This is a genomic window from Neobacillus terrae (genome assembly GCF_011393025.1).
Taxonomy (GTDB): Bacteria; Bacillota; Bacilli; order Bacillales; family Cytobacillaceae; genus Neobacillus_A; species Neobacillus_A terrae.
Genome location: NZ_JAAOEO010000013.1, coordinates 1 through 16,636, shown reverse-complemented (window position 1 = coordinate 16,636; position 16,636 = coordinate 1). Strand labels below are relative to the sequence as shown.

The window sequence follows — 16,636 nt, the reverse complement described above, 5'->3', positions numbered from 1 at the left end:
ATATAAAAAAATTAATCCTTATCCAATTTAAAGGAGGAAATTAATCATGACAGTTAAAGTTGGTATTAACGGATTTGGACGTATCGGACGTGTAGTCTTCCGTGCGGCTCTTAGAAATCCTAATGTTGAAGTAGTAGCAGTAAATGACCTTACAGATGCAAACATGCTTGCACACCTTTTAAAATACGATTCCGTACACGGAACTCTTCAGGACGATGTTAAAGTTGATGGCGACTACCTAGTAGTTGGCGGACACAAAGTAAAAGTTGTTGCTGAACGCGACCCAGCTCAGCTTCCATGGGGCGAGCTAGGTGTAGAAGTGGTTGTAGAATCTACTGGCCGTTTCACAAAGCGTGCTGATGCAGCTAAACACCTTGAAGCAGGCGCTAAAAAAGTTATCATTTCTGCTCCAGCTTCTGACGAAGATATCACAATCGTTATGGGCGTTAATGAAGACAAATACGATGCAGCTAGCCACAATGTAATTTCTAACGCTTCTTGTACAACAAACTGCTTGGCTCCATTTGCAAAAGTGTTAAACGACAAATTCGGAATCAAGCGCGGTATGATGACTACTATTCACTCATACACTAACGACCAGCAAATTCTTGACCTTCCGCATAAAGACTACCGTCGTGCTCGTGCAGCTGCGGAAAACATTATTCCTACAACTACTGGTGCGGCTAAAGCAGTATCCCTTGTATTGCCTGAACTTAAAGGTAAATTAAACGGCGGAGCAATGCGTGTTCCTACTCCTAACGTTTCATTAGTTGACCTTGTTGCTGACCTTGAAAAAGAAGTAACTGTTGAAGAAATCAACAATGCTTTAAGAGAAGCTGCAGAAGGCGACTTAAAAGGAATCCTTGGTTACAGCGAAGAGCCGCTTGTATCCGGCGACTACAATGGCAACACTAATTCTTCTACTATCGATGCCCTTTCTACAATGGTTATGGAAGGCAACATGGTAAAAGTAATTTCTTGGTACGATAATGAAACTGGTTACTCTAACCGCGTTGTTGACCTTATCGACTACATCGCTAGTAAAGGTCTTTAATTATTAAGAATTCCCTATGGGTATTGTTGGATATCCTTTAGCGGAACGTCTATAATAATGAAAGTGAAATGGATTGAAGCTTTTCAAAGGGGAGCGGGGAGGATTCCCCTCTCCCTTTTACTATTTTTTAGCATTTTAATCGGTTCCTGTTTTTCGCCAAACTTTTGAAAGGTGACTCTGACCGATTCACTTTTCTATTTAGGAGGTCCATTCGATGAACAAAAAGACATTAAAAGATGTAGATGTTAAAGGAAAACGCGTATTTTGCCGTGTAGACTTTAACGTTCCAATGCAGGATGGAAAAATAACTGACGAAACACGGATTCGTGCAGCGTTGCCAACCATTAACTATTTAGTGGAACAAGGTGCAAAGGTAATTCTTGCAAGCCACTTTGGCCGTCCAAAAGGAAAAGTGGTTGAAGAAATGCGTTTAACTCCAGTTGCAGCTCGTCTTGGAGAGATTCTAGGAAAGAATGTTCAAAAAGCGGATGAGGCTTACGGAGATTCTGTTAAACAAAAGATTGAAGCAATGAGCGAAGGCGAAGTGCTTTTACTTGAAAACGTTCGTTTTTATCCTGGTGAAGAGAAAAACGATCCTGAGTTAGCAAAGGAATTTGCTGCACTTGCGGATGTATATGTAAATGATGCCTTTGGAGCTGCTCACAGAGCGCACGCTTCCACAGAAGGAATTACTCACTATCTTCCTGCTGTTGCGGGCTTCCTGATGGAAAAAGAACTTGAGGTATTGGGAAAAGCTCTATCCAATCCTGAACGACCTTTCACTGCCATCATTGGCGGTGCAAAAGTAAAAGATAAGATTGGTGTTATTGATAATCTTTTAGAAAAGGTTGATAACCTCATTATTGGCGGAGGATTAGCTTATACCTTCGTTAAAGCGCAAGGCAATGAAGTTGGGAAGTCTTTGCTTGAAGAAGATAAGATCGACCTTGCTAATTCCTTTATTGCAAAAGCAAAAGAAAAAGGCGTTAACTTCTATATGCCAATCGATGTAATTGTTGCAGATGATTTTTCACCTGATGCTAATACTAAAGAGGTTTCGATCGATTCTATCCCTTCAGACTGGGAAGCTCTTGATATCGGTCCGAAAACAGCGGAGCTTTACAAGGACGTCATTAAAAAGTCCAAGCTAGTTATTTGGAACGGCCCAATGGGCGTTTTCGAATTCGATAAGTTTGCTCAGGGTACTAAAGCTGTGGCAGAAGCACTTGCTGAATCCAAAGATACATATTCTGTGATCGGCGGTGGAGATTCTGCGGCAGCTGTTGAGAAATTCAACCTTGCTGAACAAATGAGCCATATTTCTACTGGCGGCGGTGCTTCACTTGAATTCATGGAAGGTAAGGAACTTCCAGGCGTTGTCGCTTTAAACGATAAGTAATTAAAGACTTTTCGATACGAAAGGACGTGCGAAAAATGCGAAAACCAATCATCGCAGGCAACTGGAAAATGCACAAAACTCTTTCCGAAGCTAAAAGCTTTGCTGAAGAAGTAAACGGCCTCGTTCCTTCAAAGAACGAAATTGAGTCTGTTATTTGTGCCCCAGCATTATTTTTACCAAGTCTTGTTGAAACAACGGAGAACCATGACGTTGAAATTGGCGCTCAAAATATGCATTTTGAAGAAAAGGGAGCTTTTACAGGTGAAACCAGCCCTGCAGCTCTAGCTGATCTAGGCGTTAAATATGTTATTCTTGGACACTCTGAAAGACGTGAAATGTTCAACGAAACAGATGAAACAGTTAACAAAAAGACTATTGCTGCTTTTAAATATAATCTGACTCCAATCGTTTGCTGTGGTGAAACTTTAGAACAGCGTGAAAACGGTGAGACTAATGAGCTAGTTGGAAACCAGGTTAAAAAAGCGCTTGAAGGTTTAACCGAAGAACAGGTAAAACAAACAGTCATTGCATACGAACCAATTTGGGCAATTGGAACAGGAAAATCATCTAGTGCTCAGGATGCCAACGAAGTTTGTGCTCATATCCGTAAGGTAGTTGCTGAGCAATTTTCACAGGAAACTGCAGATGCCGTTCGTATTCAGTACGGCGGAAGTGTAAAACCTGAAAATATTAAAGAATATATGGGCCAGCCTGATATCGACGGAGCATTAGTCGGAGGAGCAAGCCTAGAAGTACAGTCATTCTTGCAATTATTGGAGGCAGGAAAGTATGAGTAAATCTCCAGTAGCTCTGATCATCCTGGATGGTTTCGGATGCAGGAGCGAAACAAAAGGGAATGCCGTTTCCCACGCAAACAAACCAAACTTTGATCGTTACTGGAACAGCTATCCGCACTCTCATTTGACTGCAAGCGGTGAAGCAGTTGGACTTCCTGAAGGTCAGATGGGGAATTCCGAGGTTGGCCACTTAAACATTGGTGCCGGCCGGATTGTTTATCAAAGCTTAACCAGAGTTAACGTTTCAATTCGCGAAGGGGAATTTCAAAAAAATGAAACCTTCCTTGGAGCAATTGATCATGTGAAGAAAAATGGAACTAACCTGCATTTGTTTGGACTTTTGTCTGATGGCGGAGTTCACAGCCATATTAACCATATGTTTGCTTTGCTGAAGCTTGCCGCATCTGAAGGCGTTGAAAAAGTTTATATCCATGCTTTCCTTGATGGCCGTGATGTTGGACCGCAAACAGCTGAAACATATATTAAGCAGACGCTGGACAAAATGAAGGAGTATGGAGTCGGCCAATTTGCCACCATTTCCGGACGGTATTACAGCATGGATAGAGACAAGCGCTGGGAGCGTGTAGAAAAGTCCTATCGTGCCATGGTTTATGGTGAAGGCCCTTCCTATTCAAGTGCAGAACAAGTTGTCGAGGATTCATACCGAAACGGTATCTTTGATGAGTTCGTATTGCCTTCAGTCATTACTGATGATCAAGGCCAACCTGTTGCCACTATTCAGGACAATGATGCTGTTATTTTTTATAATTTCCGTCCTGACCGTGCTATTCAAATATCCAATACGTTTACAAATCAGGATTTCCGTTCGTTTGACCGCGGCCCAAAACATCCAAAGGACCTTTACTTTGTGTGCTTAACACATTTTAGTGAATCAGTTGATGGATATGTTGCATTCAAGCCATCAAACTTGGATAATACGCTTGGTGAAGTGCTATCCCAAAATAACTTAACACAGTTAAGAATTGCGGAAACTGAAAAGTATCCTCACGTTACATTCTTTATGAGCGGTGGACGTGAGCAGGAGTTTCCGGGTGAAGAAAGAATCCTGATTAATTCACCAAAGGTTGCAACTTATGACCTCAAGCCTGAGATGAGCGCTTACGAAGTAACAGAGGCTCTTCTAAAGGAAATCGAGGCTGATAAATTTGATGCGATCCTTTTAAACTTTGCTAACCCTGACATGGTAGGCCACTCCGGTATGCTTGAGCCAACTATTAAGGCTATTGAAGCAGTAGATGAGTGCTTAGGCCGGGTTGTAGATGCTATCCTCGCAAAAGGGGGAGCGGCTATTATTACAGCGGACCACGGTAATGCAGATGAAGTGGTAACCCTCGAAGGCCAGCCAATGACTGCACATACAACCAATCCTGTTCCTGTCATTGTGACAAAAAATGGGGCTGAGCTGCGTGAAGGCGGTATCCTGGGCGACCTGGCTCCAACTATGTTAGACTTACTTGGAGTTCAGCAGCCTGCTGAAATGACGGGAAAATCGATTATTAAATAATTAAGGAGGGGCTAGGCGGCTAGTCCCCTCAATCAAAATTACACTCTAAGGAGAGAGACAAATGCCATTTATCGTTGATGTATATGCTCGTGAAGTATTAGATTCCCGAGGAAACCCTACAGTTGAAGTTGAAGTATTTACTGAATCAGGTGCTTTTGGACGCGCAATGGTGCCAAGCGGTGCCTCTACTGGTGAATATGAAGCAGTAGAACTTCGTGACGGAGACAAAGAACGCTTTCTTGGAAAAGGCGTTCAAAAAGCAGTTGATAATGTAAATGAAATTATTGCTCCTCATTTGGTTGGAGAAGAGTTCAGCGTTCTTGACCAGGTTGGAATTGACAATGCTTTAATCGCACTTGACGGAACAGAAAACAAAGGGAAATTGGGTGCAAACGCAATTCTTGGTGTTTCCCTTGCTGCTGCTCATGCTGCTGCAAACTACCTTGATATTCCTTTATATCAATACCTTGGCGGATTTAACGCTAAGCAGCTTCCAGTTCCAATGATGAACATCGTTAATGGCGGCGAGCATGCTGACAACAACGTTGATATTCAGGAATTCATGATCATGCCTGTTGGAGCTCCTAACTTTAAAGAAGCTCTTCGCATGGGTGCTGAAATTTTCCATAACTTAAAATCAGTTCTAAAAGAAAAAGGCTTAAATACAGCTGTAGGTGACGAGGGTGGATTCGCTCCTAACCTTGGATCTAACGAAGAAGCATTGCAAACAATTGTTTCTGCGATTGAAAAAGCAGGCTACAAGCCAGGTGAAGAAGTTATGCTTGCTATGGACGCTGCATCTTCTGAGTTCTATAACAAAGAAGACGGCAAATACCATTTAGCTGGGGAAGGCGTTGTTAAAACATCAGCTGAAATGGTTGACTGGTATGAAGAGCTTGCTTCTAAATATCCTATCATCTCAATCGAAGACGGCTTAGATGAAAACGACTGGGAAGGCCACAAGCTATTAACTGAGCGCCTTGGCAAAAAAGTTCAGCTTGTTGGTGATGACTTATTCGTTACAAACACTAAAAAGCTTGCTGAAGGTATTGCAAATGGCGTAGGAAACTCTATCCTAATCAAAGTTAACCAAATCGGTACATTAACTGAAACTTTTGATGCGATTGAAATGGCGAAGCGCGCAGGCTACACAGCAGTTGTTTCTCACCGTTCTGGTGAAACAGAAGATACTACAATCGCTGACATTGCTGTTGCTACAAATGCTGGCCAAATCAAAACTGGTGCTCCATCACGTACTGACCGTGTGGCAAAATACAACCAATTACTTCGTATTGAAGATCAATTAGGTGAAACAGCTCAGTTCAACGGAATTAAATCTTTCTACAATCTTAAAAAATAAGATTCACTATACAAAAAAAGGTGCGCATTGACGAATGCGCATCTTTTTTTATGCCTAAAAGTGTTTAAAAAATTATTTCATTTTTAGGCTGTAAATGGTAAAATAAGAAAACAATTAGGCTTTGTCATTATTTGCCGAAGGTTTAATTGAAGATTTTTGTAAGCACTTACATATCTTGTACAAATCGGAAGGAGGGAATTTTTATGTTAGGATTTTTGCAACGAATTGGAAAGTCGTTAATGCTTCCTATCGCAGTGTTGCCTGCAGCTGCTCTTTTGCTGCGCCTTGGCCAGCCGGACTTATTGGATATTAAATTTATTTCGGCTGCGGGTGACGCTGTATTTTCCAATCTGGCTTTGTTGTTTGCCATTGGTGTAGCAATTGGTTTATCGAAAGATGGCAATGGTGCCGCCGCTCTTGCAGGTGCTATTGGGTACTTTGTGTTAACCAAGGGAGCAGGTGCCATTAATGAGGACATAAATATGGGAGTTTTGGGGGGGATCATCTCTGGTATAACAGCAGGGTTGCTGTATAACCGGTATTCTGAAGCGAAACTTCCAGATTGGCTTGGCTTCTTTGGGGGCCGCCGTTTTGTCCCGATTATTACTTCGTTAACGATGATTGTTCTCGCTGCTGTTTTTGGTTATGTTTGGCCGCCAATTCAGGATGTTATTAATGGAGTAGGTAAGTGGATTACAGGAGCAGGTGCAGTTGGAGTAGGTGTATTTGGATTATTAAACCGTCTCCTTATTCCTCTTGGCCTTCACCACGTATTGAATACTCTTGTATGGTTTGAGTTTGGATCATTTACGGATGCTGCAGGCAAGGTAGTAAAAGGGGACTTGTCCCGCTTCTTTGCTAAAGATCCGTCTGCTGGCGTATTTATGACAGGGTTCTTCCCTATTATGATGTTCGGTCTTCCAGCAGCAGCTTTAGCCATGATTGCAGCTGCGAAAAAAGAACGCCGGAAAACAGTCACAGGTATGCTGATTGGTATTGCCTTTACTTCATTCCTAACAGGTATCACTGAACCAATTGAGTTTTTATTTATGTTCCTTTCTCCAGTACTTTATGGAGTCCATGCAGTGCTGACAGGTTTGGCTATGTCCATTACTTATCTTCTTGGAATCCATCATGGCTTTGGGTTCTCAGCGGGAGCCATCGACTATGTACTAAACTATGGAATAGCACAGAAGCCGTTACTTCTTTTATTAGTAGGGATTATATATGCTGCTTTGTATTTTGTAATCTTCTACTTCCTCATCAAAAAATTTGATTTAAAAACGCCTGGACGGGAAGATGATGTTGAAGGGGAGTTTACAGAAAACACAGCTGCAAAAGGAAATTATCATGAGTTAGCTGTTGGCTACCTTGATGCCTTGGGGGGAAAAAACAATATCGTTGATATTGATAACTGTGTTACCCGCCTTCGTTTGAAGGTAAAAGACACAAGTGCAATTAATGAAAATGAGTTGAAAAGGCTCGGGGCCAGAGGAGTTATTAAGCTCAACAAGACCGATCTGCAGGTTGTCGTGGGAACAGATGTTGAATTTGTTTCAAATGAACTGAAAAAACTATAACCGTAAAAACGGCCTGGCGGTTTCTATCGCCAGGTTTTTCAAATGATAAGAAATTATAAAGTTTTACCTACTAAACTGTCTAGCTCCAGCGCCCAGCTAGTTTTCATTCTGATAAGCTTCCTGGATTATCTTGCATCAAGTATGACCGTTAGGTGATACTTGGTGCTGCTAGTGTCCATCCCGCTTCTCCCTACGATAAGTCAACATCGAACTTTTAAAGTGCTCCTGCGCCATAGCATAATCAAAGGAGTTAATGTTCAGCTCGTCGCAAAGCTGCATGTTGTCTATTCATAGAAGGATAACAGGAGGTTTACTCGGGCAGCTGCTTCGCTGAACGGGCGCTTGCGCTTTTCTTAATGAAGGAGAGATGATATGAAACGTTTACTTGATTGCACAGCAACCGATTTTGAGTCGATGAATGGCCAGGAATTAAAGCAGGCTATACGAGCATCGGAAGGAAGAACCATTGTTTCCGAGGTAATCGGAAGCTTTACACCCTATTATCCAGCAGTTACGAATGCGGAATTGGCGTCAGCGTTTGGTGCAGACATGATCCTTTTAAACTTTTTTGATGTCTTTCATCCTTCGATGGAGGGACTTCCGGAGACCAAGCCGGATGATATCGTGAGAACCTTAAAGAAGCTGACAGGCCGTCCAGTGGGTCTTAACCTTGAACCAGTTGATCTTCAGGCAAAAAGGCTAGAAAATCTTACTGAGCTCCCGGAAGGAAGACTTGCATCTGAGGAATCACTTCAGAAAGCCAAAGAACTTGGATTTGACTTTGTATGTTTAACAGGGAACCCTAAAACCGGTGTTACAAATCTGGAGATTTTGGCTGCTATTCAAAAAGCAAGGAGTGTTTTTGGGGAAGAAGGCCTTATTATCGCTGGAAAAATGCACGGGGCAGGGGTTTCAGGGGAAACGGGAAGACAGATGATGAGTGAAGAGACCCTTCATGCGTTCATCGAAGCTGGTGCGGATATCGTATTAATCCCCTCGCCAGGGACTGTTCCAGGTTTCACGGTGGAAAATACGGCAAAATTAGTAGACATTGTTCAGCAAAAAGGGGCACTTGCTATTTTGACTACCGGGACAAGCCAAGAGGGAGCAGATGAAAGTACTATAAGACAAATTGCTTTAAACAGTAAAATGGCAGGTGCGGACATGTTCCATATTGGAGATGCTGGAGTTGCCGGAATAGCTATACCTGAGAACATTATGACCTACTCAATAGTGGTCAGAGGAAAGCGCCATACATATGTCAGGATGGCATCCTCTGTTTTAAGATAGGGCTTATCCTAAACCTGTCACATAACGGCTATTGTTAAAAGGGTAATTTTATGGTAAATTTAAAATACTGTGAAATGTACGCTTAACAGGAGGTGGCCTTCATGCATGCATTAATCGTAACATTATTAGTAATCGTAAGTATCGCCCTTATTATTGTTGTCTTACTTCAATCAGGAAAAAGTGCTGGTTTGTCCGGAGCAATTTCCGGAGGAGCAGAGCAATTATTCGGTAAACAAAAAGCCCGCGGAATCGATCTGATCCTTCATAGGATTACAGTCGTATTATCCGTTTTATTCTTTGTTCTTGCTATTGCTGTAACTTACTTCAAAATCTAATAGAATAACTAAAACCCGGTATTGCCGGGTTTTTATTTTGGATAAGTGCGGAAAAATTTAACATAACACTATTTAACAAATAATGCCTTTGGGGGGACAGATGAAAATTAGTCTAGAAGCTGCAAAGGAACATTTAAAGAACAGCAAGGAAGTGCTGTCTTCACTTTTTTGTACGATAGAAACAGGCTATATTAGCAGGTCTGGAATTTTAATAGCTACAACTGAGAAAATACTTTTTTGTGCTGACTATATGTTTGGAAAAGGACTTAAATGGGAGTTTGAGTACAGTCACATCTCCAGATTTAGTGAAACAAGCGGCATAGTTTTAGATAGGGGTCCCGTTCCCTTTATTAAAAAACTAGTAATGAATTATAAAGATGAGTTTATTGTCTTTACAAATTTTTCAACCCCGGCCAAAGTAAGTGACTTTTTAACTTTAGTACAATCAAAACTAAAATAATTTTAAAAAAAGCCTTCGTACTTCTGTTCAAAGGAGTCCGGAGGCTTTTTTCTGGAATGTTCATAGTCCCTTTGCTTACACTATAAAAGATGATTAAGAATAAAGGGGTTTATATAGATGCGAATTTCAATGCCAAAACCATTTACTTTTGAAGCTGGGAAACGAGCTGTCCTGCTGCTGCATGGCTTTACAGGGAACTCTGCCGATGTAAGGATGCTGGGAAGATATCTTGAGAAGAAAGGCTATACCTCCCATGCCCCTCATTATAAGGGACACGGTGTTCCGCCGGAAGAGTTGGTTCACACAGGGCCAGAAGACTGGTGGAAGGATGTAATGGAAGGCTACAGCTTTTTGAAAAATAAAGGCTATGAGGAAATTGCAGTAGCAGGCTTGTCACTTGGCGGCGTATTTTCCTTGAAATTAGGTTACACTGTACCTGTGAAGGGTATTATTCCAATGTGCGCGCCTATGTATATAAAAAGTGAAGAGGTCATGTACCAGGGTGTTCTTGATTATGCCCGTGAATATAAAAAGCATGAACGAAAATCTCCGGAAGTAATCGAAGAGGAAATGAAGGATTTTCAAAAAACGCCGATGGGAACACTTAAGGCTCTCCAGGGATTAATTAGCGATGTCCGTGAGCATGTTGATATGATTTATACACCTACATTTGTGGTACAGGCCCGGAATGACCATATGATCAATCCTGAAAGCGCCAATATTATTTATAAAAATGTGGAGTCCGACTTCAAAGAAATAAAATGGTATGAAGAATCAGGTCACGTTATTACACTTGATAAAGAGCGCGAACAGCTCCATGAAGATATTTATATGTTTTTAGAAAGGCTTAACTGGCAAGACTAATAAGTAAAATTTAATCAATATACTGGAACTATCCAGCTTCAGCGTCCAACACCTAGTGTCAGCCTTATTTTTTCTGCGATGAGTCACGGTCAAGCGCTCCTGCGCCAATGCCTATTCAGAGCGCTAATGTTCAGCTTGTCGCAAAGCTGCATGAATTAATTACAAATGAAGAAGTACATGATGTTTTATAGGTAGTTGCTTCGCAAAACGGACGCTCAGCTTTAAAAGGAGGAATTTGCTTGGAAGAAAATATTCAAAAGCATGTTGATAAGCTTTTGCAATATATGAGAGATGAAGCCTACAAGCCGCTGACTGTTCAGGAGCTTGAAGAGGCTTTTGGAATTGCGGACTCTGGTGACTTTAAGGAGTTTGTTAAAGCACTTGTTCAGATGGAGGAAAAGGGGCTTGTCGTTCGTACTCGCAGCAACCGCTACGGCCTGCCGCAAAAAATGAACCTGATTCGCGGTAAACTGACTGGACATGCAAAGGGTTTTGCTTTTGTTATTCCGGATGAACTAGGAATGGATGATATTTTCATTCCTCCAAATGAGACGAATAATGCCATGCATGGAGATACTGTGCTTGCAAGGGTTTCAACCGAGACCTCAGGACAAAGACGTGAAGGTTCGATTGTCCGTATTCTAGAACGGGGTATTCAGCAGATAGTCGGTACGTATACAGAAAGCAAAAATTTCGGATTTGTTCTTCCCGACGACAAAAAGTTTACGAGTGATATTTTTATTCCTAAGTCAGCGTCTAAAGGGGCGGTTGAAGGCCATAAGGTAGTGGTGAAACTTACAACATATCCCGAAGGCCGAAAGAGCGCTGAGGGTGAAGTTGTTGAGATTCTCGGCCATAAGAATGATCCGGGTGTGGACATTTTATCTGTAATTCATAAGCATGGCCTGCCGCTCGCGTTTCCTGATGAAGTTTTGGAGCAGGCAAATGAAACTCCGGATGAAATCGATGAAAGCGAATTGGCAAACCGACGTGATTTGCGCGGTCAAACCATCGTTACAATAGATGGCGAGGATGCCAAGGACCTGGATGATGCTGTTACTGTTACAAAGCTTGAAAATGGAAACTACAAGCTCGGGGTACATATTGCAGATGTCAGCTATTATGTCACGGAGGGTTCGCCGATTGATGTGGAAGCGGAGGAACGGGGAACCAGTGTTTATTTAGTAGACCGGGTTATCCCAATGATTCCGCACCGTCTTTCGAATGGAATATGCTCCTTAAATCCTAAAGTAAACCGTCTTACTCTATCTTGCGATATGGAAATAACTCCTGAAGGCACCGTTGTCAATCATGAAATTTTTCAGAGTGTAATTAAAACGACTGAACGGATGACCTACAATGATGTAAATAAAATCCTTGTTGATAAAGATGAAGAGACACGCAGCCGATATGAAGCTCTTGTGCCAATGTTTGAATTGATGGAAGAGCTCGCTTCTATCCTTCGAGGAAAGAGAATGAACCGTGGAGCCATTGATTTTGATTTTAAAGAATCAAAGGTTTTGGTTGATGAGGAAGGAAAGCCGTCTGATGTAGTGCTCCGGGAACGTTCTGTAGCGGAACGTTTAATTGAGGAATTTATGCTTGCTGCCAATGAAACAGTAGCGGAGCATTTCCACTGGATGGAAGTTCCGTTTATCTACAGGATTCATGAGGATCCTAAGGAAGATAAATTGAGACGTTTCTTCGAGTTTATAACGAACTTTGGTTATATTGTCAAAGGTACAGCCAATAATGTTCACCCAAGGGCCTTACAGGAGATTATTGAAGAGGTACAGGGCAAGCCGGAGGAAATGGTAGTATCAACCGTTATGCTGCGCTCTATGCAGCAGGCAAAGTATTATCCTGAAAGTCTGGGACACTTTGGGTTATCAACAGAGTTTTATACCCACTTTACTTCTCCAATCCGCCGTTATCCGGATTTGATAGTCCACCGCTTAATCAGGACCTATTTAATCGAGGGAAAACTTAATGAAGCCGTTAGGGCAAAATGGAATGCAAGGCTTCCTGAAATCGCCGATCATACCTCTAAAATGGAACGCCGGGCTGTGGATGCGGAACGCGAAACAGATGAATTGAAGAAAGCGGAATACATGGAGGACAAAATTGGCGAGGAGTACGATGGCATTATAAGCTCAGTTACCAATTTCGGTATGTTCGTTGAACTGCCAAATACGATTGAGGGACTTGTACATGTCAGCTACATGACGGATGATTATTATCGTTTTGATGAACGCCAGTTTGCGATGATTGGCGAACGGACCGGGAACGTCTTCCGGATTGGGGATGAAATCACAGTCAGGGTTGTGAAGGTTAACAAGGATGAACGGTCGATCGACTTTGAAATTGTCGGCATGAAAGGAAAGAGACCGGAACGGCCTTTAGCTCCAAAAGTATTTAAAACAGGCAGTGAATCGAAAAAGCCACGCCACGGCAGGGATGAAGGTCCAAGGGCTGGTGGAAGAGGAGCAGGCTCCGATTCTGATAAACCGAAAGCGAAAAAGAAAAGAAAGTTTTTTGATAATGTCCCTAAAAATAAAAGCACGAAGCGGAAAAATAAACGCTGAGTATTGAAGAGAGGGCCGCTTTGGCTCTCTCCTTCGTTGTAGGGGAGAAGGGAATCTGCTAAAATAAAGGCAATGTAAGGGGGAAGAAACATGCCAAAGGGTATAGGCAAGGTTCTGGCACAAAATAAAAAAGCATACCATGACTTTTTTATCGAAGAAACATATGAAGCGGGCATTGTTCTGCAAGGAACAGAAATTAAGGCTATCCGTGCTGGACGCATTAACTTAAAGGATTCCTACTGCAGGATTCAAAATAATGAAATCTTTTTATACAGCATGCATGTGAGCCCGTACGAGCAGGGAAACCGATATAATCATGATCCATTGCGGACAAGGAAGCTCTTGCTGCACGGCCGTGAAATTGCCAAGCTTCTGGGTGAAACAAAGCAGGCGGGATATGCACTTATTCCTTTAAAGTTGTATTTGAAAAATGGTTTTGCCAAAGTTTTAATTGGTCTTGCAAAGGGTAAAAAGAATTATGATAAGCGTGAGGATTTAAAACAGAAAGAAGCCAAACGTGATATCGAGCGCGCTTTCCGCGATCGGCAGAAAATGTAGCCAATCGTACCTTTGTTAGTCTCTGCTTACAGATACTTACAATTGAATTTTTCTGTAACTATGGTATACTTGTTTATGTCGCAGGGATGCGGCAACGACTTAATGCTCAGCTAAAGCTGAGATTCCGACGTTTTCTTATATATGGGGACGCTACGGATTCGACAGGGGTAGTTCGAGCTTAGGGTGCGAGTCGAGGGGATCGGCCTCGTAAAAACGTCAAAGCCATAACTGGCAAAACTAACAACAACCTCGCTTTCGCAGCTTAATACTGCATAGCGGTTCCTCCCTCCATCGCCCATGTGGTAGGGTAAGGGACTCACTCTAAGTGGGCTACGCCGGATTCCACCGCCTGAGGATGAAGGAAGAGAACAACCAGGCTAGCTGACTGGACGCCTGTCGACAGGCATATGGATCAGTGAAGCGCCAATATGTCGACTACACTCGTAGAAGCTTAAGTGCCGATGTTCTTGGACGTGGGTTCGATTAGTAATTAGTCGCCTTATGTGGTAACACATAAGTGAAAATTCGGCTTTATCGGTGAAACCTAACCCGCTTTAGCGGCAAGGCAATGCCGAGCGGTATGTGGAGCAATCCAACAGCCGTGTATCGACTTATAGGCTGCCACATTGGTAGTACTAGGATGCGAAATCAACTCCTAATGGAGAAATCTATGTTTCGCATAATACGCCGGAGAACCTGTTAATCAGGTTCAAGATATAGTCAGTGCCATGACGAAAGCATGGAAGAGCACGTCCCACCGTCTCCACCATACATAGGTGGATAAAGCCTAGCAATTTGTGAGACTTTAACCATAAGATTGCGCAGTATGAAGAATTATGCTTAAATATACTTTGCGCAATGTTATGCTTAAATTTTTTACTTTAAGCATAAAAATGTCACTATTACATCATTATGCTTAAAATTGTTTGTGACAATAGTATGCTTGAAACAATTTGCTGAGTCATTTTATAAAAAATGTAGATCTTTAAAAAGGTCTACATTTTTTTGTTTTTTCATACTTTCATTTTTAATAAATGAATTATCACAGTTATAAATGTATTTAACAATCTGATTTCGGCCATAAGAATGTATAACTTCTGTCAGGTTTTTACCAGTAATCGACATCAGATTTACCACTTATCGCCAATGCAATTACAGATGGATAACGTCACGAAAATGGAGACTAACAATGTTAATAAATAAAAGATAAAAAAGCCTAATCCTCTTCGTATTTTTAGCGAGGAATTAGGCTTAAAATCTTCCACAATCGGGCCAGATTTTTGAATAACTTGCAGTAAGAAAATTAGAATATATAAATTTTTAGATAAAAATGAATATAACCTCCCAATCATAGGGAAATTGGGAGGTAAGTCTGTTATTAACCGAAATATTATTCTTTTACAGCATGGATGTAATGAATCGTTTCGAATGCAGACAAATAGTCTGTACGACTACGAAAGAATTCATTATTAATAGTAACAGGTGATAGATGTTCATAAATGAGTAAACCTGAGTTTTCTAACATTTTCTCCATTTCATCATAAGTAAAACATGATTTCATTGGCTCACCACTAGCTGAAGCCATTTGAACCATATTTTGAACTCGATTAGACATTCCTTTTTCTTCAAATAGTTTGTCGTCTGCATAATCAAAAACGATAGAACTTCCTGATGGAACTTTGGTAAATAATTTATTAATCAAGTTGGTATTTTCCTCTTTTGTTAAATAATAAGAAACACCTAAAAGACTAAATAAAGTTTTTTTCTTAGGCATAAAACCTTCTTCAACAAGATTTTGAACAGTAAATTCTTTGGTGAAATCCATTGAAACAAAATGAAGATTATCCGGAATTTGATAATTAGCATTTGCTAACCTTATCTTTTTAAAGTCTTGTGTGGCTGGATAATCAACTTCAAATATTTCTATGCTGTCGTTTAATTCTGGGTGTCGGAAACAAAAGGTATCTAATCCAGCTCCTAGAATGACATACTGATTAACGCCTAGCAACATTTCATGAAATAATACATTTTCGCAATAGGCAGCACGTGCTAAAGGAGTTGGAGAAAGTTGAACTTGTGTAATCCATTTTAAAATTTCATCTGGATGATCTTGAAACTTCTTTGCAATTTTACTATTAAAGAATTGAATTCCTTTAATCATGTTCTCACGAATATCTGCAAATTCTTTTTGGGTAATTAAATCTTTTGCAATAAAATCATCAAAAATTTTGGGTGTGTCATATTTACTGTGGTATGCTCGACCAAAGGCTGATATTAAGGAAGTTAAACTTGTTTCATTTTTCTTCATACATTAATCCTCCCATATAACAAAAATAAGATTCCCCTGGCCAGGAGAATCTTATTATACACACAAAAATTTTAACTGTAAATTATAGCATAAATAAAAATTTTTGTCAAGATTTTTTTGTTTTATAATAATTAATAAATTACGTTAATAAATTACTTTGTAGTAAATTAAGATATATTTCTATATATTATGGTAGAAATTCTATTTTAAGTAATAAAGGATATTGTTCAACAATCGGGCGCTTTTCCGTAGTAGCGAAAAGTTCAATTTCTCAATTTCATGTTGGGAAATTGGGCTTTTTTATATTTACTTATAGTGCAAAATAACGCTTAAAATAGGTGCAAATTACCTCCAAAAGTGACAATTTACATTTCGAACTTTTATAATTGTGTGATTGTGTTATGAGGACATTAAATGACTCTAGAGTGGATTTTTACTTGTTCAACTAACGGGGCAGGTTAGCTGTGCGAAATGTTTCTAGCTTAAATGGAGGATGGTTACATTTCTCTGGTAAAGGCTAG

At 40.8% G+C, this 16,636-nt stretch carries 13 protein-coding genes and 1 other RNA gene; 13 read left to right on the top strand and 1 reads right to left on the bottom strand.

Annotated elements, in window-relative coordinates:
* The first annotated feature begins 46 nt into the window (after positions 1-46).
* The 13 genes from gap to ssrA all read left to right on the top strand — a co-directional run bounded on the left by gap (position 47) and on the right by ssrA (position 14,293).
* On the top strand, positions 47-1,054 hold the full coding sequence (gene gap, locus G8761_RS17445) for a type I glyceraldehyde-3-phosphate dehydrogenase (protein WP_166028976.1): 1,008 nt from the start codon (positions 47-49) through the stop codon (positions 1,052-1,054).
* Positions 1,055-1,268: 214 nt separating this feature from the next.
* Positions 1,269-2,453 (top strand): phosphoglycerate kinase, encoded by a 1,185-nt coding sequence (locus G8761_RS17440; protein ID WP_166028974.1) that lies wholly within the window; start codon positions 1,269-1,271, stop codon positions 2,451-2,453.
* 35 nt (positions 2,454-2,488) lie between these two features.
* Positions 2,489-3,250 (top strand): triose-phosphate isomerase, encoded by a 762-nt coding sequence (gene tpiA / locus G8761_RS17435; protein ID WP_166028972.1) that lies wholly within the window; start codon positions 2,489-2,491, stop codon positions 3,248-3,250.
* The gene (gpmI, locus tag G8761_RS17430; protein WP_166028970.1) at positions 3,243-4,775 is read left to right on the top strand and encodes a 2,3-bisphosphoglycerate-independent phosphoglycerate mutase; all 1,533 of its coding nucleotides are present in this window, start codon (positions 3,243-3,245) and stop codon (positions 4,773-4,775) included. Before tpiA ends, gpmI begins: the two co-directional genes overlap by 8 nt.
* Positions 4,776-4,836: 61 nt before the next feature.
* Complete coding sequence (gene eno, locus G8761_RS17425) at positions 4,837-6,135, top strand: phosphopyruvate hydratase (protein ID WP_166028968.1); 1,299 nt, start codon at positions 4,837-4,839, stop codon at positions 6,133-6,135.
* 203 nt (positions 6,136-6,338) lie between these two features.
* Positions 6,339-7,715: an N-acetylglucosamine-specific PTS transporter subunit IIBC gene (nagE, locus tag G8761_RS17420; RefSeq protein ID WP_166028966.1), complete on the top strand. Its 1,377-nt coding sequence runs from the start codon at positions 6,339-6,341 to the stop codon at positions 7,713-7,715.
* Positions 7,716-8,087: 372 nt separating this feature from the next.
* Positions 8,088-9,005: a DUF7916 family protein gene (locus G8761_RS17415; RefSeq protein ID WP_166028964.1), complete on the top strand. Its 918-nt coding sequence runs from the start codon at positions 8,088-8,090 to the stop codon at positions 9,003-9,005.
* A 101-nt stretch (positions 9,006-9,106) separates the two neighbouring features.
* Entirely contained in the window at positions 9,107-9,340 is a 234-nt protein-coding gene (secG, locus tag G8761_RS17410) for a preprotein translocase subunit SecG (RefSeq protein WP_166028963.1), read from the top strand.
* Between the two features lie 100 nt (positions 9,341-9,440).
* Complete coding sequence (locus tag G8761_RS17405) at positions 9,441-9,800, top strand: PH domain-containing protein (RefSeq protein WP_166028961.1); 360 nt, start codon at positions 9,441-9,443, stop codon at positions 9,798-9,800.
* Positions 9,801-9,917: 117 nt separating this feature from the next.
* On the top strand, positions 9,918-10,664 hold the full coding sequence (locus G8761_RS17400; protein ID WP_166028959.1) for an alpha/beta hydrolase: 747 nt from the start codon (positions 9,918-9,920) through the stop codon (positions 10,662-10,664).
* A gap of 239 nt (positions 10,665-10,903) precedes the next feature.
* Complete coding sequence (gene rnr, locus G8761_RS17395; protein WP_166028957.1) at positions 10,904-13,249, top strand: ribonuclease R; 2,346 nt, start codon at positions 10,904-10,906, stop codon at positions 13,247-13,249.
* Between the two features lie 90 nt (positions 13,250-13,339).
* The gene (gene smpB / locus G8761_RS17390; RefSeq protein ID WP_166028956.1) at positions 13,340-13,807 is read left to right on the top strand and encodes an SsrA-binding protein SmpB; all 468 of its coding nucleotides are present in this window, start codon (positions 13,340-13,342) and stop codon (positions 13,805-13,807) included.
* A gap of 151 nt (positions 13,808-13,958) precedes the next feature.
* Positions 13,959-14,293, top strand: a transfer-messenger RNA (tmRNA) gene (gene ssrA / locus G8761_RS17385).
* Positions 14,294-15,197: 904 nt separating this feature from the next.
* On the opposite strand, the gene G8761_RS17380 is transcribed toward ssrA, so the two are convergent.
* Positions 15,198-16,115: a class I SAM-dependent methyltransferase gene (locus G8761_RS17380; protein ID WP_166028954.1), complete on the bottom strand. Its 918-nt coding sequence runs from the start codon at positions 16,113-16,115 to the stop codon at positions 15,198-15,200.
* Positions 16,116-16,636: the final 521 nt, after the last annotated feature.